Below are 24,998 nucleotides of genomic sequence, written 5' to 3'. Positions count from 1 at the left end.
GAAGATAAGTAAATTAAACGTCACGCTGAATGAGGAAGTCTGCCAATTCCTTGAGCGGTTTCTTTCTGGTTGAAACAACAGCAATGGCTTCAAGATGTTCCATCGCTTTTTGTAAATATTGCTCTTTTAAAGTATTGGCCCAGGCATCCACCCCACAGGCTTTATAAATGGCCAGCACTTTCTGTACCTTATCCGCAGTCTGTTCCTTCATTAAGTTGTATAACTCTCTTTTCTGTTCCTCTGGTGCAACATCCAGCGTATGCAACAATAAAAATGTTTTTTTATTCTGACGGATATCGCCCCCCACTTCTTTTCCAAATTTTTGAGGGTCCCCGAATGCATCCAGGTAATCGTCCTGAATTTGAAATGCAATACCCAGGTTTTTCCCAAATTCATACAGGTGTTTACAATTGCCTTCACTTGCACCACCTATAATGGCCCCCATTTCTAAACTGGCTGCCAGCAATACAGAAGTTTTCAATGTTATCATTTCAATGTAAGCTTCCAGGGTAACCTGATCCTGATTTTCAAAATCCATATCATATTGCTGCCCTTCGCAAACTTCCTTTGCTGTCTTATTAAAAAGCTTCAAAATTTTTTGCAAATAACTGCCATTGATTTTGTTCAATTCTTCATAGGATTGAATCATCATTACATCACCGGATAAGATGGCAGTGCTTTGATTGTATTTGGTATGGATGGTTTCCATTCCTCTTCTCAGGACTGCAGCGTCCATGATATCGTCATGAATCAAAGTGAAATTGTGAAACAGTTCCACCGCAGCGGCAAGATGATAAGCATCTTCATGAATATCATCAAACAATTCATTCCCCATTAAACACAGAATTGGGCGAATTCTTTTACCTCCAATAGTTAAAAAATAATTACAAGGCTCATAAAGCGTTGAAGGAGTTGATGGGAACCGCGAGTGATTGAATCGCTGACTGAATGCTGCAGATAAATCTTTGAATGAAAACATGCTACAAACCTAATTATAAAATAATGGAACTATTCAGGAGCTTAACATTTTTTTAGCATTCGGTTGCAGATTGGCACGATTTTGTTAGGATAACCCTAAACAATGAACATGAGAAAAATGATGATGGTAATGGCATTGGCCTTTACAACAAGTTTACTACACGCTCAAAACAATGGTAGCACTTATCAAACTGCACTGGGTGTAAAAATGTATCCAGGCGCCATTTCTGTAAAACATTTCACGCAAAAGGGCAGAGCAATTGAAGGGCTGGGTTATATTTCCAACGATGGATTGAGACTAACAGGATTATATGAACTCCATTTCCCTATCTCAGGTGCTGAAGGACTTCAATGGTATGTAGGAGGAGGCGGACATATTGGGGTCTGGAGCGATAATTGGAGATCCAGATATCCAGGCAGAGCCGATGGGATAGCCATTGGTGTGGACGGAGTATTGGGACTGGATTATAAGATTAAAGGAGCACCGCTCAATCTAAGTTTTGACTGGCAGCCCTCCTTTAACTTTATTGGATATAATTATTTTGAAGGGGGATGGGGTGGATTAGCTATCCGCTATACCTTTTAAATCCTGACTTCCCAATTAAAAAAATAATTGAGATAGCACGTTGGCCGGATCATTGGTAGCAGGTTTTAAACCTAAGAATTTATTCATTTGATTCTTTAACAATATTCCGGTCAACTTTGATTTCAGACCTTGAAAAATACCAGACTGACGCTGCGTATATTCAGCTGGATTGGTTTTTTGCTTGTCAATAAATTGCGCTTTTTGTTTCAGGTATTCAGTAACAGCTTCCGCTACTTTTGGCTTTTGAGCACCTGTAAGTGCCAATGCAGGTCCCAATTTACCCATAATACCACTCGATAAACTGTTAACATCAAATCCAGCAACAGCTCCCACAGCTTTTGCCTTGTCTAATACATTTCCCAATTGTGCATTGGAGGAAATGGATGCAGCCAATAAAATGGCAGAAAACAGAACGATTTTTTTCATACTAGTTTATTTTTGAATAGAAAATAAAGTATCAACAAAAGCTTCTTTATTAAAAATAAGAAGGTCTTCCACTTTCTCACCCACACCGATGTATTTAACGGGAATATTGAACTGATTGGCAATGGCCAGCACCACCCCGCCTTTGGCAGTTCCGTCCAACTTGGTAATTGCCAGGGCACTCACATTGGTTGTAGCGGTAAAATGTCTTGCCTGTTCAACGGCATTTTGTCCGGTTGAGCCATCCAATACCAATAAAACTTCATGTGGCCCCTCGGGTACAATTTTCTGAATTACCCTCTTTATTTTATTCAGCTCATCCATCAAATGGGCTTTATTGTGCAACCGACCAGCAGTGTCAATAATAACTACATCCGCATTTTTTGCTACGGCACTGGCCACTGTATCATATGCAACTGCACTTGGGTCAGAACCCATTGCCTGTTTTATAATGGGCACCCCCACTCTTTCGCTCCAGATGGTCAATTGATCAACAGCCGCTGCCCTGAAAGTATCTGCGGCACCCAATACAACTGAATTTCCTGCAGCTTTAAAACGGGAAGCCAGCTTTCCAATGGTAGTAGTTTTCCCAACTCCGTTTACCCCTACAACTAAAATGATATAAGGCTTTTTCCCTTCGGGGATTTGGAACCCTTGTAAGGAATCCAGCGGTGCATCCACTAGAACAGATGCAATTTCTTCTTGAAGTATAGTATTTAACTCAGTGGTATTGAGATATTTGTCATTCTTAACTCTTAACTCAATCTTGCGAATAATTTGCAATGTAGTATCTACGCCAACATCCGCTCCAATTAAAGCTTCTTCCAAATTATCCAGCACCTCATCATCGATCGTGGTTTTACCCGCAATGGCTTTGGTAATTTTAGAAAGGAATCCTTCCTTGGTTTTTTGCAAACCCTGATCCAGACTCTCTTTTTCTTTTTTCCCGAATAATTTATCAAAAAAGCCCATGGTCGATATTTATTGGTTTAATACAAAAAAGCCTCCGACGATGAAGAAGGAAGCTTTAACATTATTGACAACGAAAGACTACTTGTTAGCGATGAAATCGTTCACTTTGTCCTTGTGTATAATTTGCTCTTTGAAAGTGTAAGCACCAGTTTTAGGGCTACGAACGGCCTTAATAACTTTAGTCCAGTTCTTTGCTTCAGCTGCTGCTTTTAAGTCTTTTACTTTCGCGTTTTTGGAAGCTACTTTAGCCATGATTATTTGATTTCTTTATGAACGGTTACTTTTTTCAAAATTGGGTTGAATTTCTTCAATTCAATACGCTCAGGCGTATTCTTCTTGTTCTTGGTAGTAATATAGCGACTAGTACCTGGCTGACCGCTGGTCTTGTGCTCAGTGCACTCTAGTATTACTTGAACCCTGTTACCTTTCTTTGCCATTTTATAGGTAGTTTACTGTGTTTAGTTAGATTTTAGCGCCGTTGGCTCTCATTTCTTTAATTACTGTACTTAAACCATTTTTATTAATGGTTCTTAAAGCGTCTGTAGACACTTTTAACGTTACCCAACGATCTTCTTCAGCAAAGAAGAAGCGCTTCTTTTGCAAATTAGGTAAGAAACGACGCTTGGTTTTGATGTTTGAGTGAGAAACACTGTTACCAACTATTGGCTTTTTACCGGTTATCTGACATACTCTTGCCATGACTCTAATGTTTTTTTCCGATTTTTTCGGACGGCAAAGGTAGGAAAAATCACCAAATTAACAAACCTAACAAAGTATTTTTTCCATTTTTTTTAAAAAAAGCCTCCATTTATCAAGTGTGAAAAACACTTTAACAATTTTCATCACAGGAAATCAGCCCTTAACTTTTTCTAAACAAAACTTTGCAATCCCACGTCCGAATTAAGTTTCAGCAAATATATCCTATTTCTGTTTACCGCCACTCCTACCATTCATCTAATAGACCTATAGGGTCATGTAACCTATCACAATCCCCTTCGTCTGATATATGCAAGCTAGTAGTTTTGACTTGTTAATCTTAAAAAACAAACAAAAATAAAAACATGAAAAAGATTCTTATTGCAGCCGCCATTTTAGTAAGCACCAGCAGTTTTGCCAACCCAATTACCCAGGACTCAGACAAGGGGAACCTTAAGAGCCTGTTAGGGAAAGTAAACAGCGTACAGTGGAAATCCGCTGCCAAATTCGAAAAAGCCAGTGTGCAGGTAGAAGAACAAAAAGTAGAAGTATTCTATAATACAGAGGGGGATTTAATTGGAACAACCCGTTACCAGGATTTTGACAAATTGCCTAAAAATGCCTTGAAAACCATAACCAGCAAGTACACTTTCCCCGAATATGCTTTACAGGAGTGCATTGCATTTACCAACGAATACAATGAAATCAGTTACTATGTGTCTATGACTACCGAAAAAGAATACCTGGTACTGGCAATTTCTGAATATGGCGAAGTGAGCATATTCTCAAACAGCAGAAAATAGTTATCACTGCTTCATGGCTCTCTATTAGTTATAGGTTGATGGAAGCTGCTCCAAATGGGGCAGCTTTTTTATTTAGGAAAGCTGATTTTCCCCATGGTTACGGAAGGGATTCCTGCATTCCCCCCTCCGATGGATACAGAGCCTCCGGCAACATTTTCATTGGCAAGAACCGCAAAAAGTACTGCTTCCTTTGCATCTGGATTAATCTCCAGGGCATCGGTAGTATAAAAATGTGCATCCGGCAATGCTGCTTTTATAAAATCCATGATCATCGGATTGTGCATCCCTCCACCGCTGCTGTACACAACAATTTCTTTATTTCCAATCATTTCCTGACCACGTTCGATAGCCGTAACTATGGTGGAAGCCGTTAACCTATTTAAGGTTGCCATGATATCGTAATGGCTGATATTATCTTGGCCGGAACGTTGAATGGCTTTTTCCAGATAAGCCAGATTAAAAAGTTCGGGGCCAGTAGTTTTAGGGAAGGGTTCTGCAAAGAAAGAGTCAGACAATAACACATTTAGCAAATCTTCATTTACTTTTCCCTGTTTGGCAATGGCTGCATCTTTATCGTATGCACAATTAAAATGCTTTTGAACATACTGATCCATTAATGTATTTCCCGGACCGGTATCGGTACTGAAAATTTTGGCAGCATCTAAGCTTCCGGGTAAAAAAGTATAATTGGCAATTCCACCAATATTCAGCATAATCCGGTCTTCACCTTTTTTGCTGAAAATGAAATAATCACCATAAACCGCCAATGGGGCCCCTTCTCCTCCTGCAGCTATATGTTTTTGCCTGAAATCGCTCATCGTGATAATCCCGGTTTTTACAGCAATCTGATCTCCGTCTCCAATCTGTAGCGTTGCATTGCCGTACTGAGGTTTCCCGTGTAATAGCTTGGGCGCATGATAAACCGTTTGCCCATGGCTGGCAATCAGGTCTATTTCGGCGGGTTGAATCCCCCAACCCTTTAATGCCTTTAATATCATGGCTGCATGCTGCTCACCCACCCAGGGATTTAACAGACATAGCAATTCAAAATCAATTGTCTTTTTAGAAAAAATTTCCCTGATAGCCGATTTGAATGTTTCATCAAAAGGAATGGTGGTGAAATGTTTTACAGCTACTTCTGTTTCCATGCCACTGCCAGTAATATCGCAAACGGCAATATCCAAACCATCCAAGGACGTACCGCTCATTAATCCAATAATTGTTCTTTTCTGTGCTGCCCCCATTCGGGCTAACTGGGCTATGTACTGATTCATGATTGGTAATTTTAAGAAAAAAGATTCACATAGCCTAAATTGAATACAACAGGAAATTAAAGACTTTCATTTGTCTTTAGGGCCTTTAGGTAATTCTCAATAATCTGAATATCGCTTTTCATTCTTCTGCGTTTGATTACAAAATTGTAAAACAACAGCCAAGCAATCAATGCTCCCCAGATTCCCCAAAGCCATATCATGGCTTCTTCCCTATTATTCAGTAAAAAAATATCCATCACAGGATTTATGTATAGATAAATACCAATACATAGCACCAATGTGTACATCATTTCACCATATGTATGCATGAATGTATTCAGTCTTTTATATCGTTCTAGCTGTTCAATGGTATGCAATACACTATGGGTTGGTTTAATGGCATTTAACCTGTATAAAAGGTAGGATTTACTGAGTGCATAATAAAGTGAACAGGTCAGAAGTATGAAAAGTCCCCAGGATGAAGTTTCTATTTTTTCTGAATTAATCTTATCAATAACAATCAAAACAATAGCAGTGGAAAGAAGCATTATAATATTGGCAATATGGTTCTGCCTAAGCTTTGATAAATCATGTTTTGCCTTTTTTTCAATCCCTTCCGTGGATAAAGTCACAGAAGCTTTCTTTTGCTGAAACAACCCTTTCAGTTCTTCAAATTCCTTATCCATATTATTGATTATTTAATAGCATTTCTTTCAATTGACTTTTAATACGATGTACTTTCACATTAACATTGTTTTCAGTAATGCCCAACACCTCTCCAATCTGTTTTTGCGGAATTCCTTCCAGAACCATTGAGACAATCAGTCTGTCCATTTCATTGAGCTTACGAATGGCTCTGTAAAGATTTTCAGATTGTTTTTCCTTGTCATTATTGTACTCTTCCAATGCCTTATCCTGCAACTGTTCACGGTAATCAACCGGATTGTTTTTCTCCCTGCGAATTTGCATTAAACAGGTATTAGTAGCTATCCGATAAATCCATGTACTATAATCAGAACGATGCTGAAAATCGGAAAGGTTCAGCCAGACTTTTGAAAAACATTCTTGCACTAGGTCTTCTGCCTCCGTTTCGCTATTGGTATAACTGTAGCAAAGACGATAAATCCAGTCCCTGTACCTGATAAAAAGTTCGTCAAAAATCGTCTGCTTATTTTCCAACCTTCAAGTTTTTTAAGAATTTATCTAGCTCAGTAATGAACCATTCAGGCTGGTCGTTTGCCATGAAATCCCGGGCATCTTCGGTTATTGCGTGAGTTAGGTTGGGGGTTTCACCATACATTTCTTTCAATTTTTTATCTGCCTCTGAGATTGGCATGTTTTTGTACGTTTTGGCGAAGAACCAGGTAGTAAATACCAACATCGGAATTTTATTGTCTTTCAAAACGGGTCGTAAATCCGTGCCAAACTGTTCGCACAAAGTTTCTGCAAGCGTATTGCGATCAGATTTTGCCTGCCATTGAACAAAACGGGCTACATCTTCTTTTTTAGTAAAGTTCATCATTTCTGCAGTTTGCTTTTGGGTAGCTGCAAAAGCTTCAGCTTCCATTTCCAACGTACCTTTTCTGATACCGGCTTTCATCTGTTCAAGCTGCTCACTTGTGATATTCGGGCTCAATACCATACTTAAATTTGGATAAAAATCGGAAGCAATAATTGCTTTGAATTTCAAGGACTTATCTGAAGCTGTTTTTACCGCTACAAATCCCCCGTAATTCTGACCAACCAGCACAATATGCTTCAAATTATTCTTTTTAATGAATTGGCGGATAGCATTCACATAGTTTTCTGTAAAATCAGCCTTTATGGGAGTTTCCCCATTAAATCCTGCAAAATCAGCGAGATAAACTGCGTTTGTTTTTTGAAAATGAGCAGCAATTTCTTTCCACATTTCAGAAGAACAGCCAATATGTGGCAGAAAAATAATGGGATCCCCCTTTGTACTAACCTGAGTAAATCTTACTGCATTCTGGGATATGGCATATCTGGAAATAAAAAACGCAAAAATAAAAAGGGCAAGTTTCTTCATAATAAAGGAATTGTTATATCAGTATAATTTAAAAATCAAGTCACCTACTATGTATAGATGCTTCTTAATTTAAAATCTTACAACAATCCAAAAGAATTTTTTGCGTATCCCTTTACGCAATATGCTGCAAGCTTCCACCTTTGGCGAATAAACGATCTAACCGTTTTTCTACTGCCGGGTCTTTTTCTACCGGGGGCGCATGATGAGGTTTTATTCGGGCATCTATAACCAATGGTCCTTCACAACCCCAATGCTTGTTGATGACACTTTCTTTAATACCATGAATATCGTGTGAAGGATTGCAACGGGTATAAGTAACCCACAGATAATTGCGCATATTGGCTGCTACAAAATCAGCATCATCACAAACCACTATCTTTGCAATGCCCTTTAGCTGATCCACAGAATCATGCAGTTGATAGTTCAGCATTTTTATTTCTTCTTTTACAGTTTGATAATTGGTAAAAGCCTTGGTTTTGATGGCTATTACCCCTGGCATCACCAGTTGGGGATTTTCAAAATGCGTTAATTCATTCAGTACAGATGGAATTTCAGTTGCCAGCTTTCTAATGGGTTCGCCATAGGCTGCAAAAACAACTTTACTTCCTGAATTCAATCCCGTACCGGAATAATCCAGGGTATCAATGGTAGTATTGGTATAAAAATGTACATCTCTCTGCAGGTTGAGTCTTTCCAGAACATAGTGCAGGAAAGGCTGAACAGGATGTGTACTTAATTGATTGGTATCATCTGCCGCAATGTATAAGAACTTGGCTAAACTAAGCTGACCAGTACCCAACACATGGTTGGCAATGGTAAGCAGCTCTGCTGGTTGTTTGGTAGGTGTATAGGGTGTATACCTTTCACTTCCTACTGCCAGCAATAGCGGGTGTACACCTGCAGCGTCCACCGCATGAACTTCTTTCAGGCCAGGTATTTCCTGCGGGATTGCAGCCCCTGTTATTTCATGAATCAGTTCGCCAAAGCTGGTGTCTTCCTGGGGAGGGCGACCTACTACCGTGAATGGCCAGATGGCATTTTTTCTAGCATATACTTTATGAACACGCATCAAAGGAAAATCGTGCTGTAAACTATAGTAGCCTAAATGGTCTCCAAAAGGTCCTTCCGGTTTATTTTCTCCGGGATATACCTCCCCTGTGATTACAAAATCTGCATCGGTACTGATGCAGAAACCATCTTCATAGGCATATCGGAATCTGCGGCCGCCGAGTACTCCGGCAAAAGTCATTTCACTGATTCCCTCCGGCAATGGCATCACTGCAGATAAAGTGTGAGAAGGAGGACCTCCTACAAAACAACTTACTTTCAGGGGCTCTCCTTTTGCATTGGCTTTGGTTTGGTGAACACCAATGCCTCTGTGCAACTGGTAATGCAACCCTATTTCCTTGTCTTTTGCATAATTATTGCCTGTCAATTGAATACGATACATACCCAGATTGGCTTTCATGATTCCAGGCTGATCAATATCTTCTGTATATACCTGAGGTAAGGTAACAAATGCCCCCCCATCCATGGGCCAGTGATGAATTAAAGGAAGATCACTGATCTTGATTTCTTCGTACATCACGGGCTTGGTCCAGGGATTCTTTAAGGGCAATGCTTTGAGAGCCGCAAGACCAGCCGATGCATTTTGAAGGGGTGATTTAAGTGCTTTAATTGGATCGTTTTTTAACTCTATTAATTTTTGTACACTTTCTATCGTGTTCCGAAAAATAAACTTGGAACGATCCAGGGTACCGAAAATATTAGAAGCTGCTCTGAACCGGGAACCTTTTACATTTTCGAATAATATAGCCGGGCCCTTGGCTTCGTATACCCTAAGGTGAATGGCTGCCATTTCCAAATAAGGGTCCACTTCTTCCTTTACGCGAACTAGGTGACCATTTTTCTCCAGGTCAATTAAACAGGCTTCTAAAGATGAATAATTCATATGCTATCAACAAAGCTAAAGCCTAAAAGGTTGATATGCGAATAGTTTAAAGTAATTTTGCTTCATGACTAAGCTGAGTGTAAATATCAATAAGCTGGCAACACTAAGAAACAGCAGAGGAGGCAATAACCCCAACCTAATTCAGTCAGCCATGGATATAGAACAGTTTGGCGCGGATGGCATTACGGTTCACCCAAGACCAGACGAAAGACATATCCGTTATGCAGATGTGTATGAATTAAAAAAAGTACTGAAAACCGAATTTAATATTGAGGGGAATCCAACCGAACAAAAGTTTGTAGACCTGGTGCTTGCCACCAAGCCCGCTCAGGTAACCCTGGTTCCCGATGCACTGGGACAGCTAACGAGTAATCACGGTTGGAATACCATTGAACACCAATCTTATTTACAATCTATTATTGGGGTTTTTAAATCAGCAGGTATACGGGTTTCCATTTTTGTGGATCCTGTGGTAGAAATGGTGGAAGCAGCAGCAACTACTGGCACAGATAGAATAGAATTGTACACAGAATCTTTTGCAGTTGGATTTGCTGCCGGAAATAAAGAAGCTGCGATTGCACCTTTTGTTGCAGCAGCAGAAACCGCCAGACGTTTAGGCCTGGGACTGAATGCAGGACACGATTTAGACAGATTTAACCTGGGCTATTTCAGCAAAGAAATTCCCTGGTTAGATGAAGTGAGCATTGGGCATGCACTCATATGCGATGCCATTTATTTAGGACTGGAGAATACCGTTCAGATTTATAAAAGACAATTAACGCATTAATTACTATAACATGAACAATCAACCTCAGGTAGGAATTATAATGGGAAGCGACAGCGATTTGTCCGTAATGGAAGCTGCCGCACAAGTGTTACAGGAAATGGGCATTACGTATGAATTAACCGTAGTGTCTGCACACAGAACCCCGCAAAGAATGATGAACTATGCATCATCTGCTGCAAAAAGAGGATTGAAAGTAATTATTGCAGGTGCCGGTGGTGCTGCACACTTACCAGGCATGGTTGCTTCAGTTACAATTTTACCTGTAATTGGTGTACCTATTAAATCTTCCAACTCCATTGATGGATGGGATTCAGTTTTATCCATTTTACAAATGCCAAATGGTGTTCCTGTTGCAACCGTAGCATTGAACGCTGCTAAAAATGCAGGCTTGCTGGCTGCACAAATCATCGGTGCTTTTGATGCGAACATTGCAGAAAAAATGGCGCATTATAAAACTGATATGAAACATGCTGTGGAAGAAAAAGCAGCTGGCATGAAGGCAAAGTGGCCGAATCAGTTTGATATGTAAATTCGGATTAGCTCGCTTCGCTCGCTGATTACCGAAGAGTGGGTCTTACCCAAAGCCTCTTCACCGCCTTCGGCGTTGAAGGCTTTTTTATTTGCTCACTTAGGCAAACAAGTTTGCCTTCAAATTTTTACAGAAAAGTTTTATTGTAAAATTACCGGAACGGATTAGCTCGCTTCGCTCGCTGATTACCGAAGAGTGGGTCTTACCCAAAGCCTCTTCACCGCCTTCGGCGTTGAAGGCTTTTTTATTTGCTCACTTCCGAAAGCAAGCTTTCGTCGTTCACAAATAAAAAAGCCTCTCTGAATTCTCAGAGAGGCTTTGTGCCCCGGAACGGAGTTGAACCGTTACTCGCGTTGCGGCGAACAGGATTTTAAGTCCTGCGTGTCTACCAATTCCACCACCGGGGCTGCCATAAAAAATCCCGCAACTGTGAGCGGGATTTCTTGGAGCGGAAGACCGGGCTCGAACCGGCCACCCCGACCTTGGCAAGGTCGTGCTCTACCAAATGAGCTACTTCCGCGTTTTGTAAGAACTAAATTGGGAGTGCAAAAATAGCAATCTCTAGTTCATAACAAAATTTTTTTTCGATTATTTATATTCGGGTTTGTATTTAGAACTACTTTGAACTTCAACCTTCGGCTTTCCTTTATAGCGCTGGTTGTACATACGGTAACATCCACCCAATACAAAAGCTAAAATGCAAAATACCTGTAGATAAAACAAGAATCTGGAAGAATTCACCCAGTTTGTCTTGATGTCTTTTGCCTTGTGTTCTAATATTTCCTGTGACATAGTTAATAATTACGGTGCAAAAATAAGGTATGAAACCAAAATTATCATCTCCTTGTGGATATAATTTCCAGAAAACGTTTTTTATTCTCTACAAAATAATTCCAGACCACTGATCCCGTGTAAACTCCATTTAGGGTATGCATAGGTTTGGTTACTTTATTAATTCCGGCATATCTGCACAAAAACCACCTGCCAAAGGCAAAATGCGCTTTCATTATGGCTGTGAAAAAATAAATGTCTCCGGTTAACAATCCCTTCCAGGCAGAAACCGCATCCAGAAAAAACCGCATTGGCAATTTCCAAATCAATTCCCCGAATGGAAGATTCTTCGCCAGCATGATCAGGTTATTTCGGAAATTCAAAAAAACCTTTCTCCCCCCCCTAGGTAAAGTACCTCCGCCAACATGGTACACTGCTGAATCCGGACAAGCCATAATGGTATATCCAGCCAGCTGCATTCGCCAGCACAAATCAATTTCCTCCTGATGGGCAAAAAAATAAGGATCAAATCCTTTCATTTCATGAAAAACACTGGCTCGTACAAACATGGCCGCACCGGATGCCCAGAAAATGGGTTCAGACTGATTGTACTGTCCCTCATCCGTTTCACAAATATCAAATATCCTTCCTCTTGAAAATGGATAGCCTAATTTGTCAATCCATCCTCCTGCGGCACCCGCATATTCAAATGAGTCAGGGTCTTTAAAAGACAGCATTTTGGGTTGGGCAGCTGCAATATTCTTATCTTTCTCCATCAACTCTATCACAGGTGTTACCCAATCATTGGTTACTTCTACATCAGAGTTCAGCAATACATAATAATCGGCTTCTACCCTTTTCAGTGCCCAGTTGTAGCCACCTGCAAACCCTTCATTAAGATGGTGGTCCAGAATTTTAATATGGGGAAAGTTTCGCTGTACAAATTCAATGGAATCATCTGTAGACCCATTATCCGCCACAATAATCTGCAGATTTAAATAATTGGTTGCCATCACCGAGGGCAAAAATTGCTCCAGGTGTTTTTTACCATTGTAATTTAAAATGACTACTGCAACAGAGGGACTCAAAATCTTAGTTTTGGCGAAAGTACAATCAAATGTATTATAAACTCAGCCCCCAGTTAATTAAAGCCCTTACTTCTCTTGGAACAGTCTGAACCCTTTCTTTGGAAGCTTTATGAGCCAGCCTTACAATGATAGTTTGTTTGGAAGGGATCATAATAATGTACTGACCCAGGATTCCGCGGGCATAAAAAATTTCGGGATGTTGCGGGTCAATCCACCACTGATATCCATAATAATTACACTTCTCCCCCTTTGTATCTGTAATATTACAAGGTGTAATGGATTGTTTCCAAAACAAACTGTCTATTACAGGCAGCCCATTGATTTTGCCGGAATCCAGCATAAACTTACCAATGCGGGCAAAATCCCTTGCATTGCTGTTAAAGCAGCAGTAAGCTTTTGTATTTCCATTTTCATGATCGGTACTCCATAAGGCATCGTGTGTAGCACCAAGGGGTTGCCACAATTTTTCTGCAGCGTATTCATTGAGTTTTTTCCCTGTTGCTTTTTCCAGAATCAACCCCAGCAATTGGGTGTCCCCGCTTTTATAATAGTGAATGGCGCCGGGTTTATTTTTCATTTTTACCTGTGTGGCCGTCTTCTGTAAATCGTTTCCATAATAGGCTTCAGCGGTAACACTGAATGGATTCCAGTAACTCTCGTTCCAGTCCGTTCCACTGCTCATCGTCAACAGGTCTTTAATAGTAACAGCCGCTTTCTCCCCCTCAGAAAATTCAGGAATAAAATCCCCCACAGGCTGATCAACCGTCTTTATTTTTCCATCTTTAATGGCAGCTCCTATTAATAGGCTGGTTATGCTTTTTGCTACCGAAAAAGAACCCGATAAAGAACTGTCACTATATCCATCCCAGTATTTTTCAAATTGCAGGGAGTCGTTTCTAATTAATAAGACCCCAACGGTTTTCAATTCTTCAAGCAGGGCATTCAGGCTATCGGGGTATACTATCTTATTAAAATCAGTCCTGTAGGGCCAGGGCTTATCAACAGATGCACTCTCTACTTTATCATTACTGAAAATTTTATAATCATCAATACCAGAAAAATTATGGTAAGCTGCTTTAAACAGATAGTATTTATTGCCCAATATGGCATACGCAGAAAAAACACCCACAATAATCACTAGTACGAAAAATATCCATTTGAGTAATCTCATGCCGTAAAATTTTGAATGAATATAATTAATTATCTTGCAGCTATGTTATTTATGCACTTCCTCCATTTTAATTTAGATTTTCTGCATCATCCTTCGGGTAGATAGTTCTACATATTCATTTTCACTTTAATCCGGCTAAGCCGGCATTTTTACATGCAAAATCTGATAAAATGGAAACAGCGAACTTGTCGCCTGTTACAGCAGCGTATTTACAATTAGAAGAAAAATTTGGTGCACATAACTATCATCCGATTCCCGTTGTACTTGAAAAAGGGGAAGGCATTTATCTCTGGGATGTGGAAGGCAAAAAATATGTTGATTTCCTGAGCGGCTATTCTGCGGTGAATCAGGGGCATTGTCATCCAAAAATTATTCAGGCATTAACCCAACAGGCACAGCAACTTACTTTAACCTCCAGGGCTTTTCATAATAATTTACTGGGACAATACGAACAATACATTACCGGGTATTTTAATTACGATAAAGTTCTACCCATGAATACGGGAGTAGAAGGCGGCGAAACTGCAATTAAACTGGCCAGAAGATGGGCTTATGCTAAAAAAGGGGTTCCAGAGAATAAGGCAAAAATCATTTTTGCAGAAGGTAATTTCTGGGGAAGGACACTAGCGGCCATTTCTTCCTCCACGGACCCAAGTAGTTACCATCAGTTTGGCCCTTTCATGCCGGGCTTTGAACTGGTCCCATACAACAACACCGAAGCATTGGAAAAAGCATTACAGGATCCGAACGTTGCAGCCTTTATGGTAGAACCCATACAAGGCGAAGCAGGTGTTGTGATTCCTGACGAAGGCTATTTAACAAAAGTGAGAGCGCTTTGCACCCAATACAATGTGCTATTTATTGCAGACGAAATCCAGACGGGATTAGCCAGAACGGGTAAAATGCTGGCCTGTGATCATGAAAATGTAAGACCAGATATTCTCATTTTAGGTAAAGCCCTAAGTGGCGGCACCGTACCGGTATCAGCGGTTTTAGCAGATGACTTTATCATGATGAATATAAAACCAGGTGAACATGGATCTACCTATGGTGGAAACCCATTGGCCTGCGCAGTAGCTATGGCTGCGCTTGATGTTTTAAAAGAGGAAAACCTTGCCGATAATGCGGAAAGAATGGGTCAGTTGTTACGTGCAAAATTAGAACAGTTGCAATCCCCCTATATCAAAACCATCAGAGGGAAGGGATTACTGAATGCCATTGTAATCAATCATCCCAACCCTGACGCAGCATGGGAACTTTGTCTTTTACTAAAAGAAAGAGGATTACTGGCCAAGCCAACACACGGAGACAAAATAAGATTTGCACCTCCGCTTATTATTAATGAAGCACAGATTAATGAATCTGTTGCACTTATTGGCTCTGCTTTGGCAGCGCTATCTTAGGCAGGAATGACATAATCATTGTAGTGGCCGAAAAAGCAAGTAACAAAAACAAACCTACTTGCTTTTTCGGGCATTCACCCCCATCACAGGTAGTTAGGATTATATAGTTTCTTACAGCCCATGCAAAGAACATAGCCGTCAGGAATACATTGATACGTTTTGCCCAGATCTTGGGAATAAGAAATAAAACTGCTGCAATTGACCCCATATAAACCAGGAACATTCCGGGTCTTCCGAATTTGGTTCCCGCTGCTTTAAATCCACTAATGGTAATATCCCTGCTTTCAATTACCACCCAAGGCATGAAACAAACCAGTATAGTTAATAATACTGCAAAAAATCCAATGGTTTGAGAATGCTTCATGTATTAAAAATCTTTTAAAAGTTTTATTTCATTTCTGTATAACAAAATTCTCCCATCATTTTCCAATTGCTTTAACAAACGCGAAATTACAACTCTGGAAGTAGCCAACTCATCTGCAATTAAATAATGGGAAGCTTTGATAACACTGGATCCTGTAATTTGTTTTTTTTCTCTTAAATATGCAATCAACCTTTCATCTAATTTGTGAAAAGCAATGGATTCAATATTTTTTAAGAGTTCCAGGAAACGGTCGTTAAAACTCCGCATAATATAATTCTTCCAGCTGGGAAACTTACAAAGCCACTCTTCCAGTTTTACGTGCGGAATAGCCAGTAATTCAACGTCTTCTTCTGCAATAGCTTTTACTTCACTTTTCTTGGCTTCCACACAGCAGCTGTAAGCCATAGAACAGCTTTCGTTGTTGGATAGATAATACAGTAAAAGTTCTTTTCCGTTTTCGTCTTTCCGAAGAACCTTGATAGTACCCTTTAAAATCAATGGCATATAACGGATGTATTTTCCGTAATCCATGATAAGGTCTCCTTCGCTAAATTGTCTTACTTCACCGAACTGGTACATTTCGGTTACCAGCGCAGGTTCAAATATTGCATCAAAAGGCGTAACGGTTTTTGCCATGCTTAAAAATGATAATTCAAAACAAAGTTATAGAGAACCATATTAACTTTATTGATTTCATTTTTAGGATTGTTATAGAGATTACCCTGATTCATTTTTGCTACAATGAGTAACTGGGCATCCATTCCCTGAAACAGACCAGCAAAAGAATATCTTACATCAGCATTAACCTGCCAGTAAGAAGGCATTCCAAATTTATTAAGAACAGGATTGCTTATATCCGGCATATCAAAATAACCACCAGACAGATTCAGCTTCCATCTTTTTTGTGGGATTGTATACGCCGCTTTTGCCACAATTGCATGAACGTCTCCAAAGCCCTCATTTCTTTCTCTTGGCATAAAAGTGAAGAAGGGATCTCTGCCCCATTCTCTGGGCATTAAATAACGGCCCTCTTTTGTGATGCGGTTATAATTGATAGAATAATCCCATTGCTCATTTTTAAAACCCAATCGGGCGCCAAAGGTGAATGCGCCACTACCCTTTTCAATAAACCGCTTTGCTGGATCTTCATTGCCACCGTTAGACAAAGCATGCTGCTTCAAAACCTGTGCTCCTGCATAAACAACTTCACCAGATTTTTGCGATGGAAATTCAACATCCAGTTGTAGCATAGCCGCATTAAAGACATTGGGTACCCAAATATCCCATACCTGCAGCATTTTATTTTTACCAATATCTCTCTTAACGCCCAACATTGATACCTGCTTCACTTTTATATGATCAGGATAACCTGATTTTGTGCCATCTGTATTAACGCCAGAAGGATATAGTCCAAATGACTCTCCCATTTTGTACCAATTGACTGTACCTCTGGGAGAAATGGCATATAACACTCCTCCTTCCCATCTGGTTTTCTTTTCTTTGTTGGTTACCAGCCAAACTCCTTCTACACCCGTTGGACGCATTCTACCATCCTGTAGATTAATAAATGGCGTGTTGATTAATTGCCTGCCCCAAGTAACAGATGCATTATTAAAATGATACTTTAGGTATAACTCTTCTAATCGATCCAGGTCTTTTTTGTTATTTGGATCTTCAATATCAAACAAACTTGTTTCATAACGACTGCCCAAATTAGTTACAGGATCTTTTTTATTAAAGTCAGATGAACCCATATTAAAACTATAAAAACCACTCACCGCAAATTGGAACCGCTTGAATCTGGCTGTTTCAAAACGAATGCCACCGCCAGCCGCATTGGCATAAAAATCGGTGAGTCCTTTGCGATTATCAGTTGCCATAAAAAAATAACGAAAGTGACCGTTGACTGTCCCATTTTTAAATGCATGCAAAATAGAACTGGTATCCACCGGATTTTCTTTGGCACCTTTCCACATATCAGGTTTGGTGGCAATTTCCTGATGTTGAGAAAATACCATCCCGTTCAACAGCAATAACGCTGTTAATAGAATTATCAAACGCATACCTATTACTTGTTTATTCTTTATCTGAATTCATAATCAACCCCTGTAACCTGAGACAATAAGGTTTCCGGTCCATCTAAAATGATGGCATTTTTTTCAGGAGTAGGTGTTACTGGTGAATTGTTTTTTAAATAGTCCGCCATAGTACTATGTAAAGTAAAAGCTGTATTCTGAGGATTACGTACGTTTCTCATTCGGCAAAGCATATCGGAAGGATCACCATCCCTTTCACAGGCGCAGATGGAATAGGTTTTTGTTGTATCCAACAAAGCATTGCCTACCAAGACTTCCTTTACCCTCTTTCCCTTTTCTGCAAAGACTTCAAACTTCACTTTCATGCCTTTGAACCTAATCACCCAACCCCCAAATCTTTCCGAAGCTTCTTTGGCAAAAACATTATTCAATTCTTTTTCCAGCCAATCTAATAGTTGTTTTCCTGATACTGTGCCTGTTCTAATTGTACTGTCAACCGGCAACATATCGTAAATAAATCCTTCTGTAATGGGTATATTTCCGGTTGCGTCCGGGGTTGTTCTGGGTGGGCAAAAGCGAAATCCATTTGACAAGACTATATCAATTTCAGGCAATTTCCAGTGTAGTGCATTCAGAATCATTGTATCAATCGGATTCTCTACAACAAAATAGCGATACAAAGGAATGGAGCTATAACCCACAACTTTGTGAATCTGATTCGCAAAAGGTTCTTCATACTGGCTAATCAGATTCGCCATTTTTTTATCCGCTTTATACTGGCTGACATTTACTTCATCCAAAGTATATGCTTCTCCTACCATCTTGCCATTATTAAAGCGCAACTTCAGTTTTCCAACAAAAGAGCCAAAAGCACCGGGTTCTACCACTTTTGCATACTTACAAATAATTGGTTTTCTGACACGTTCGTGTGTATCTCCACCTAAAATATAATCCACACCGGCACAAACGGGCAGATTGGCCAGATGAATTTGTTGCGACAATCCCAAATGGGCAATAATCATTACAGCAGAGCACTGTTCCTGATTTCTCAATACATCTACATAGTATGCCAGATTCTCTTCCGGCTGGGTATAAATAATCCCTTTACTGTAATTAGGTGATTGCCTTAAAGGAACCAGGGGATCGGTGTAACCGATAAACCCAATCTTAATTCCATTTACCTGCCAGATATGATAGGGAGGAAAAATCAATTCACCCTTTTTGCCATCTCCCAGATCGTGGTACATATTCGCACAAACCTTTGGCGCGTGTAATGCGCCGAGCAAAGTTTGCATGGCTTTCTTATAATAAATTACTTCCCAGTTTCCCGGCAAATACAAATCATACTGCAATGCATTCAAAATAGGAACCATTGCCTTACCCAGTGTTTTCACCGAAAGTTCGCTCCCCTGGAACATATCCCCCGTATCAATCAAAAAATGATGCGGATTGGCTTTTCTCTCTTTTGCCAGATAGCTGGCCAAATGGGCGTATCCACCGGTTTTTCTGAAAACTGATTTACCGTTCTCCCAAAATAATTCATCGTGCGGATGAACCTGACAATGCACATCCGTCGTTTGCAAAATGGTTAGTTCTGTTATCTCAACTGACTGAGGAAATTCAGAAAAACTTTCTGAGTAATCTTCCGACATTTTATCGTCTGTAGACTTTGCATCCGCAGAATTGCTCGCTGCAACCAATCCGGCAGTTCCCAAAACTCCTATTTGCTGTAAGAATGTTCTTCTGTTTTTTGACATGGGATTTAAGGGGTTTTATTTTTTTGCTTTATCTGCTATCGGCTTAAACGGACCATATTTATGTTGCTTTTCTGTAAAAGCATCCGTATAAGGACCAAACGGATGATCAATTGGTTTTTGGGTAATATCTGGCCAATCTTTAGAAACAGTAATATGTGGTCTTTGTTGAGATAAAACATAGGCGGAAACATCCCATGCTTCTTCATCGGTCAGCTGAGGGTTTTCATGTGTTACGCCCAATGGCATATTGTATTTAACATACTTCGCAAAGTTGGTAATCCGATACAAGCCTGCACCATCATTAAAACTATGCTTCCCCCATAATGGAGGAAAACTATATTCTATTTTGTCGGGATTAAGAACGCCTTCTCCATTGGCCAGATGACAACTTTGGCATTTGCTTTCATACACTACTTTACCTTTTATCGGATCTGCTGCTCTATCTAAAAATACCAGATCTTTTAATCCGGATCCAGCTGCTTTTTCTCCTTTCTTTACATTGGAGCCAATATGATTGATATAGGCAACAATTGCCTGCATTTCTTTGCTACTAGTGTCCAGTGCCTTTCCGTTTAAACTTCTTTCAAAACAATCGTTTACCCGCTTATAAATATTTTCAACTGAACCACTTCTGGCTCTGAATTTCGGATAGGTAGATGCTACGGATCCATAGTTATTTCCAAAAGCCATAGTTCCTGCCTGCAAATGACAATTCTGACAATTCTGTCCATTTGAAATTTGAACTACAGAGCCATTCGGCCCAAGGTATTTGGCTGTATGCGCAATCAAGTCTCGTCCATAGTAAACCAATTCTTTTTCAGCGGCGTCTGGAACCAAATCCAATGCTACAGGCTGCCAGTAAGTTTCAACAGAAGCGATATTCTTTTTTTCTTCTTTGGTAGTTTCAGGAACTGCAGGAGTAATAGCTTTTGCGTGATCCGAACTGAACCATCCTTTGATAGTGTCGGCATTGTAAATGACCAGCGGTAATAAAACAATAAATATCACCAGTACAATAATCAGATTCAGCATCCGCTGGATCATTCTGATCAAACCTTGTCCTTTTCATTAGATGGATTGGTTTGCATACACTTGGTATTTACGCGTGATAATTGAAAAACTGAATACTAATGGGGTAATTTTTTCATGAAAACACCATACAGATAGGTACCTACGATGGCAAAAAGAAAACAACAATCATCGATAAAAATCCATACCCAATATTTACAACCATCGGACCAGGGCAGGCACCACTCAAGGCCCATCCCAATCCGAAAATTGTACCACCAATCAGGTATCTGATAACTGACTTATCCTTTGGAAAGAACAAAATCGGGTTTCCATGAAAATCCCTGATATTAAACTTTTTGATCAATGCAACACCAATCACACCAAGTGTTACAGCTGTTCCAATAATTCCATACATATGGAATGCCTGAAAGCGAAACATTTCCTGTATTCTGAACCAGGAAATAGCTTCTGATTTGGCCATCACAATACCAAATACAATTCCCAGCAATAAAAACTTTAAAAACTTCATAGCAAACAGATTAATTCAATTAGTTATTTTACTTACTTATTTTAATATGAATGGCATAATTAAGTGTGTCATTAAGAGTCCTCCTATAAAGAATCCGATAACGGCAATTAAGGAAGGCAACTGAAGATTACTAAGACCACTGATGGCATGTCCTGAAGTACAACCACCTGCATACCTGGAACCAAATCCAACCATCAGTCCACCAAAAGCAAGAATCAAAAATCCTTTCACACTAAATACTGCCTCCCAGCTAAATAATTCATTGGGTTGTAAAGAAGTGGGCGCGGCAATGCCCATTTTACCTAGGTCTTCAATGGTTGATGCAGAAATCTCAACCGGACCACCTGAAGAAAGATAGTTAGATGCTATATATCCCCCAATAATGGATCCAACCAGAAACACAATATTCCATAGCTGAGCCTTCCAGTTAAAATCGAAAAACTTGGTTTTCTTACCAAGACCTGCTGCTGCACAAATGGTTCTTAAATTAGAAGAAAAGCCAAATGATTGACCAAAATATAAAAGGAAAAACATGATGGAAGCAATCATTGCCCCTGAAAACCACCATGACCAGGTTTGCGTTATTAATTCTTTCATTGCTTGTTTTTACTTATTTAAGTTGAAATGAGATAATGGGTTTAAATAAATGATTCACCATTTTTTCCATGGCACTCTGATGGAGCAATCCACCTTTACCATGTGTTCCAATACAAATCATATCCATATTAAGCATTTGGTTAAAATGGATAACACCATTTTCAACATCTGTATCACTGATAACATGACATTCAAAGTTTTCAATAGAATTCAGTGAAGCAAATTGTTTCATTTGAGATTCTATGGCACCCTTACTTGCATTGACATCTCCGGAAACAATCTGGAGTAAATGAAGCGTTGGATTAAAGGCTTTCAGAATTTTATGCATCAACGTTAAATTCTCAGATTTGGGAGTTGAGAAATCATGTACCAATAACAAATGATTGATGGCAAGATCAGAACGATCACACATCAAGGACAATAAGGGAATAGTTGATTTTCTCGCAATCATCTGTGTTTCTGTTCCAGAAACTTTTTCTTTAATTCCCCAGGCGCCCTTGGTTCCCATAACTATCAGATCAAACTGCTGATGGCTGGCAAACTGAATAATTGAATCTGTAACTTTTCCCAGCTGGAGATGTGTTTTTATTGAATCACCGTAATGGTTTTTCAAAGAAAGCAGATTTCTGTTGGCAATGGAGACCTGCTGTTCAATATACTGAACATCAATTTCACCACAGGTAGAAATTTTTCCCTGTGCGTCCATCGTTACCGTATCAGGAACCGACAATACATGCAAAAAATGCACATCCACATTAATTTTTTCAGCAAGCTTTTGCACCATAACATAGGCATATTCTGCCTGAACAGAGAAATCGGTTGGTATTAAAATTTTTAAAGTTTCCATTGTATGTTTTTATACTTATTGAACAAATTGTGCAACATGCTGCCAGGTACCCCCATTCACTACATTAGGAATTCCTTGCTGCTCAAGCAATGATTTAGCCATTCCACTTCTGTTACCGCTTCTGCAGAATACAATCACACTCTTTTTGTCCTTGAACTTAGCAATTTCTTTGGTGATATTATCCAATGGTATATTCACTGAACCTTTTACATGCCCATCAGCAAATTCACCCGGTGTTCTTACATCTACTAAAAAAGCGCCTTCATTAATTAAAGACTTTAAATCCGCGGTATTATTGTTCCCGCCAAATAGCATATCAAAAATGCCCATGATTGATTATTTAAATTGTTGAAGAATATTGATTAATCCGTTTTTGGGTACAACACCACTTTGTCTCCACAATGGTTTCCCGTTTTTAAAAACAATTAGTGTAGGAACACCCTGTACCTGATAAGCTGCTGCTGCCTGTGGATTTTTGTCTACATCCACTTTGATGATGGTTACAGCATCGCCTAAACTGTCTTTCACCTCTTTCAATATAGGAGACATCATTTTGCAGGGACCACACCATTCGGCAAAAAAATCTACCAGTACAGGCTTATCCGATTGTATCATTTCATTAAATGTCATATGATTTATTTTTAAGCTTGATTGGATTCTTTTTTATCTTCCTTTTTGAACATTCCAAAAACCAACGCCCCCATCATTGATCCATATAAAGTGCTGTTCAATGGTTTGGAAGTTATGGCACATGTACCTGATACACATCCCACCTGTTGCCAGTAAATGTAACCGCCAATAGCACCTACCAGACTTCCGATCAGGTATAGCTTGTTACTATTTAACCACTTCTTCATACGTAATATCTTCTGTGCTTTTGTTGGATTTTTGAATGGGTGTATTACAGCCACCTACGCCACAACATCCTGTGTTAAAAAGGGCCATGATGGTAAAAAGAACACCTGCGACCCCAAATACCGTGTCTTTATTGGCAATTGCCTGGATAATAATGGCAATCCCCGCCAGCAAACGTATCACCCGCATCCAATTCCAATTGCTCATAATGATTTCCTTCATAGACCTTTCGTTTTATTCAATACAAATGTAAAAAACAAGCAACCCTACTCATGGTAACAAAGGTTACACAGCAGGAGAACATTCCTGCGAACGCCAGAATACCTTTAAGGTACAACACATACGAACATTAGCAATTAACCCTGCCCCGGCCGTAATGGCAGCAATCGCATACAATGCCGTTTCCAGACCCAGCCAATCGGCAAGCACACCACTTAACAGAGCCCCAACTACATACCCCATATCCCGCCAGAACCGGAACACACCCATCACTTCTGCTCTCTGGGTTGGATGCGCATTCTCTGCAACCACCGTTAAAAAATTGGGATATACCAGGCCTGTCCCCAAGCCAAGTAAAACCGCAGCTGTAATTGCCGCAGAAAATGAAGTGAAAAATACAAGAAGAATAATGGCAATTGCCTGAAGCAACATGCCCATTGTGATCAATTGTTTTTTACAAAAATGATCCCCCATTTTACCTGTAAAGAGCTGAGAAATCCCCCATACTGCGGGATATATCCCGGCAATCATCCCAATCTCAGATACAGTAAACTGACGTTGAATAAGCAATAAGGGTACCAGTCCCCACATAACGCCATCATTCAAATTATTAACCAACCCATTCAGGGTTACACTGCCTAAATTTCTGTGATTCCAGGTGGTCTGAGACCAGATATTTTTGATCAGCGGAATAGGGCTTTCTTTGGATTCAGCCTGAACAAAGGCAGCTGTATCTTTTACGAAAAATAAGGAGAGTACTAAACCTGCCAGTACAAAAAACAATCCAGGAATAAAGGGATAAATAGCGTATCCATAGTTACTTGCTATTCTTGCTGATAAATAGGCAGCCAGTCCTACCGATAGATAACCGGCAAACTCGTTAATACCCATTGCCAGCCCTCTGTTTTTATTACCTACCAGATCAATTTTCATGACAACTGTAGTGCTCCAGGTAAGCCCCTGGCTGATACCCAGAAAAATATTAGCTAGAATTATCCAGTTCCAGTGATTCGCATACATCAATAAAAAAGGAACCGGGGCCGCAATCAGCCAGCCAAATACAAGCAATTGCTTTCTGGTAAATCTCTTTGAAAAAGCGCCAACTGCGTAATTACTAACAGACTTACTAATGCCAAACGCAATAATAAAGCTGGTAATCGCAGTTGCGGTGGACAGCGAAAAGAGTGTCTTGCCAAATTCCGGAAGGATAGATCGCTCCATACCCACCATTGCCCCTACAAAAGCATTGACAATAACAAGAAGTATGAATTGAATTTTATTCTCCTTTAAACCCTGCATGCAAAAGAATTTGCAGCAAGTTAGAA

At 39.8% G+C, this 24,998-nt stretch carries 32 protein-coding genes and 2 tRNA genes; 5 read left to right on the top strand and 29 right to left on the bottom strand.

The window, feature by feature from the left end; genetic code table 11:
* Positions 1–13 precede the first annotated feature (13 nt).
* Positions 14–979, bottom strand: a complete 966-nt coding sequence (locus F777_RS0108380; protein WP_026751645.1) for a polyprenyl synthetase family protein — start codon at positions 977–979, stop codon at positions 14–16.
* A gap of 102 nt (positions 980–1,081) precedes the next feature.
* Between F777_RS0108380 and F777_RS0108375 the strand changes: the two genes are divergently transcribed.
* The gene (locus tag F777_RS0108375) at positions 1,082–1,564 is read left to right on the top strand and encodes a hypothetical protein (protein ID WP_026751644.1); all 483 of its coding nucleotides are present in this window, start codon (positions 1,082–1,084) and stop codon (positions 1,562–1,564) included.
* A gap of 15 nt (positions 1,565–1,579) precedes the next feature.
* On the opposite strand, the gene F777_RS0108370 is transcribed toward F777_RS0108375, so the two are convergent.
* The 5 genes from F777_RS0108370 to rpmB form a co-directional block, all read right to left on the bottom strand.
* On the bottom strand, positions 1,580–1,990 hold the full coding sequence (locus tag F777_RS0108370) for a hypothetical protein (RefSeq protein ID WP_026751643.1): 411 nt from the start codon (positions 1,988–1,990) through the stop codon (positions 1,580–1,582).
* Positions 1,991–1,996: 6 nt separating this feature from the next.
* Positions 1,997–2,959, bottom strand: coding sequence for a signal recognition particle-docking protein FtsY (gene ftsY / locus F777_RS0108365; RefSeq protein ID WP_026751642.1), 963 nt, complete (start codon positions 2,957–2,959; stop codon positions 1,997–1,999).
* A gap of 78 nt (positions 2,960–3,037) precedes the next feature.
* A complete protein-coding gene (locus tag F777_RS17615) occupies positions 3,038–3,211 on the bottom strand; it encodes a DUF4295 domain-containing protein (RefSeq protein ID WP_071790317.1) in 174 nt (57 codons plus the stop codon).
* Between the two features lie 2 nt (positions 3,212–3,213).
* Positions 3,214–3,396 carry a 50S ribosomal protein L33 gene (rpmG, locus tag F777_RS16205; RefSeq protein ID WP_026763708.1) on the bottom strand — a complete coding sequence of 61 codons (183 nt, stop codon included), beginning with the start codon at positions 3,394–3,396 and terminating at the stop codon, positions 3,214–3,216.
* A 25-nt stretch (positions 3,397–3,421) separates the two neighbouring features.
* Positions 3,422–3,658, bottom strand: a complete 237-nt coding sequence (gene rpmB / locus F777_RS0108350) for a 50S ribosomal protein L28 (RefSeq protein WP_026751641.1) — start codon at positions 3,656–3,658, stop codon at positions 3,422–3,424.
* A 362-nt stretch (positions 3,659–4,020) separates the two neighbouring features.
* Here rpmB and F777_RS0108345 point away from each other — a divergent pair, with 362 nt between their 5' ends.
* Complete coding sequence (locus F777_RS0108345) at positions 4,021–4,458, top strand: hypothetical protein (protein ID WP_026751640.1); 438 nt, start codon at positions 4,021–4,023, stop codon at positions 4,456–4,458.
* Positions 4,459–4,526: 68 nt separating this feature from the next.
* Here the strand turns inward: F777_RS0108345 and F777_RS0108340 are convergent, their stop codons facing one another.
* The 5 genes from F777_RS0108340 to F777_RS0108320 all read right to left on the bottom strand — a co-directional run bounded on the left by F777_RS0108340 (position 4,527) and on the right by F777_RS0108320 (position 9,709).
* Positions 4,527–5,732, bottom strand: a complete 1,206-nt coding sequence (locus F777_RS0108340; protein ID WP_026751639.1) for an anhydro-N-acetylmuramic acid kinase — start codon at positions 5,730–5,732, stop codon at positions 4,527–4,529.
* 56 nt (positions 5,733–5,788) lie between these two features.
* Positions 5,789–6,397 (bottom strand): hypothetical protein, encoded by a 609-nt coding sequence (locus F777_RS0108335; protein ID WP_026751638.1) that lies wholly within the window; start codon positions 6,395–6,397, stop codon positions 5,789–5,791.
* A 1-nt stretch (position 6,398) separates the two neighbouring features.
* Entirely contained in the window at positions 6,399–6,890 is a 492-nt protein-coding gene (locus F777_RS0108330; protein ID WP_026751637.1) for an RNA polymerase sigma factor, read from the bottom strand.
* Positions 6,880–7,758, bottom strand: a complete 879-nt coding sequence (locus tag F777_RS0108325) for an alpha/beta fold hydrolase (RefSeq protein WP_026751636.1) — start codon at positions 7,756–7,758, stop codon at positions 6,880–6,882. Before F777_RS0108325 ends, F777_RS0108330 begins: the two co-directional genes overlap by 11 nt.
* Positions 7,759–7,870: 112 nt before the next feature.
* Entirely contained in the window at positions 7,871–9,709 is a 1,839-nt protein-coding gene (locus tag F777_RS0108320) for a UbiD family decarboxylase (protein ID WP_026751635.1), read from the bottom strand.
* Positions 9,710–9,773: 64 nt separating this feature from the next.
* Between F777_RS0108320 and F777_RS0108315 the strand changes: the two genes are divergently transcribed.
* Complete coding sequence (locus F777_RS0108315) at positions 9,774–10,496, top strand: pyridoxine 5'-phosphate synthase (RefSeq protein WP_026751634.1); 723 nt, start codon at positions 9,774–9,776, stop codon at positions 10,494–10,496.
* 10 nt (positions 10,497–10,506) lie between these two features.
* Positions 10,507–11,025: a 5-(carboxyamino)imidazole ribonucleotide mutase gene (gene purE / locus F777_RS0108310; RefSeq protein WP_026751633.1), complete on the top strand. Its 519-nt coding sequence runs from the start codon at positions 10,507–10,509 to the stop codon at positions 11,023–11,025.
* A 321-nt stretch (positions 11,026–11,346) separates the two neighbouring features.
* Here purE and F777_RS0108305 read toward each other — a convergent pair.
* The 5 genes from F777_RS0108305 to F777_RS0108285 form a co-directional block, all read right to left on the bottom strand.
* Positions 11,347–11,432 (bottom strand) — tRNA-Leu (locus tag F777_RS0108305).
* A 37-nt stretch (positions 11,433–11,469) separates the two neighbouring features.
* Positions 11,470–11,545 (bottom strand) — tRNA-Gly (locus tag F777_RS0108300).
* A 68-nt stretch (positions 11,546–11,613) separates the two neighbouring features.
* Entirely contained in the window at positions 11,614–11,817 is a 204-nt protein-coding gene (locus F777_RS0108295) for a hypothetical protein (protein WP_026751632.1), read from the bottom strand.
* 44 nt (positions 11,818–11,861) lie between these two features.
* Positions 11,862–12,884, bottom strand: coding sequence for a glycosyltransferase family 2 protein (locus F777_RS0108290; RefSeq protein ID WP_026751631.1), 1,023 nt, complete (start codon positions 12,882–12,884; stop codon positions 11,862–11,864).
* Positions 12,885–12,918: 34 nt separating this feature from the next.
* On the bottom strand, positions 12,919–14,055 hold the full coding sequence (locus tag F777_RS0108285; RefSeq protein WP_026751630.1) for a serine hydrolase domain-containing protein: 1,137 nt from the start codon (positions 14,053–14,055) through the stop codon (positions 12,919–12,921).
* Positions 14,056–14,225: 170 nt separating this feature from the next.
* On the opposite strand from F777_RS0108285, the gene rocD reads away from it, so the two are divergent.
* On the top strand, positions 14,226–15,458 hold the full coding sequence (rocD, locus tag F777_RS0108280; protein ID WP_051408514.1) for an ornithine--oxo-acid transaminase: 1,233 nt from the start codon (positions 14,226–14,228) through the stop codon (positions 15,456–15,458).
* Here the strand turns inward: rocD and F777_RS0108275 are convergent.
* The 13 genes from F777_RS0108275 to F777_RS16195 all read right to left on the bottom strand — a co-directional run bounded on the left by F777_RS0108275 (position 15,427) and on the right by F777_RS16195 (position 24,972).
* Entirely contained in the window at positions 15,427–15,822 is a 396-nt protein-coding gene (locus tag F777_RS0108275; RefSeq protein WP_026751628.1) for a hypothetical protein, read from the bottom strand. The two genes, rocD and F777_RS0108275, sit on opposite strands and share 32 nt — an antisense overlap.
* A 3-nt stretch (positions 15,823–15,825) precedes the next feature.
* A complete protein-coding gene (locus F777_RS0108270; protein WP_026751627.1) occupies positions 15,826–16,458 on the bottom strand; it encodes a Crp/Fnr family transcriptional regulator in 633 nt (210 codons plus the stop codon).
* A gap of 2 nt (positions 16,459–16,460) precedes the next feature.
* On the bottom strand, positions 16,461–17,885 hold the full coding sequence (locus F777_RS0108265) for a hypothetical protein (protein ID WP_037369265.1): 1,425 nt from the start codon (positions 17,883–17,885) through the stop codon (positions 16,461–16,463).
* A 20-nt stretch (positions 17,886–17,905) separates the two neighbouring features.
* Positions 17,906–19,615: a bifunctional metallophosphatase/5'-nucleotidase gene (locus tag F777_RS0108260; RefSeq protein ID WP_026751625.1), complete on the bottom strand. Its 1,710-nt coding sequence runs from the start codon at positions 19,613–19,615 to the stop codon at positions 17,906–17,908.
* A gap of 15 nt (positions 19,616–19,630) precedes the next feature.
* Positions 19,631–20,659: a c-type cytochrome gene (locus F777_RS0108255; protein WP_071790316.1), complete on the bottom strand. Its 1,029-nt coding sequence runs from the start codon at positions 20,657–20,659 to the stop codon at positions 19,631–19,633.
* Between the two features lie 127 nt (positions 20,660–20,786).
* Complete coding sequence (locus F777_RS16200; protein WP_201767585.1) at positions 20,787–21,155, bottom strand: DUF6691 family protein; 369 nt, start codon at positions 21,153–21,155, stop codon at positions 20,787–20,789.
* Between the two features lie 36 nt (positions 21,156–21,191).
* Positions 21,192–21,752, bottom strand: a complete 561-nt coding sequence (locus tag F777_RS0108245) for a YeeE/YedE family protein (RefSeq protein WP_026751623.1) — start codon at positions 21,750–21,752, stop codon at positions 21,192–21,194.
* 13 nt (positions 21,753–21,765) lie between these two features.
* Complete coding sequence (locus F777_RS0108240; protein ID WP_026751622.1) at positions 21,766–22,599, bottom strand: universal stress protein; 834 nt, start codon at positions 22,597–22,599, stop codon at positions 21,766–21,768.
* 15 nt (positions 22,600–22,614) lie between these two features.
* Positions 22,615–22,929 (bottom strand): rhodanese-like domain-containing protein, encoded by a 315-nt coding sequence (locus F777_RS0108235; protein ID WP_037369263.1) that lies wholly within the window; start codon positions 22,927–22,929, stop codon positions 22,615–22,617.
* A 6-nt stretch (positions 22,930–22,935) separates the two neighbouring features.
* Positions 22,936–23,229, bottom strand: coding sequence for a thioredoxin (gene trxA / locus F777_RS0108230; protein WP_026751620.1), 294 nt, complete (start codon positions 23,227–23,229; stop codon positions 22,936–22,938).
* Between the two features lie 11 nt (positions 23,230–23,240).
* Positions 23,241–23,456 carry a DUF6132 family protein gene (locus F777_RS0108225; protein WP_026751619.1) on the bottom strand — a complete coding sequence of 72 codons (216 nt, stop codon included), beginning with the start codon at positions 23,454–23,456 and terminating at the stop codon, positions 23,241–23,243.
* On the bottom strand, positions 23,437–23,676 hold the full coding sequence (locus F777_RS0108220; RefSeq protein WP_026751618.1) for a hypothetical protein: 240 nt from the start codon (positions 23,674–23,676) through the stop codon (positions 23,437–23,439). Before F777_RS0108220 ends, F777_RS0108225 begins: the two co-directional genes overlap by 20 nt.
* Positions 23,677–23,739: 63 nt before the next feature.
* Positions 23,740–24,972, bottom strand: a complete 1,233-nt coding sequence (locus F777_RS16195) for an MFS transporter (RefSeq protein ID WP_037369262.1) — start codon at positions 24,970–24,972, stop codon at positions 23,740–23,742.
* Positions 24,973–24,998: the final 26 nt, after the last annotated feature.

The sequence above is a fragment of the Sediminibacterium sp. C3 genome, assembly GCF_000508085.1.
In the GTDB taxonomy this organism is placed as follows: Bacteria; Bacteroidota; Bacteroidia; order Chitinophagales; family Chitinophagaceae; genus Sediminibacterium.
Note: the sequence above shows the minus strand (reverse complement) of the source record. Positions and strands in the feature narration are given on the sequence as shown.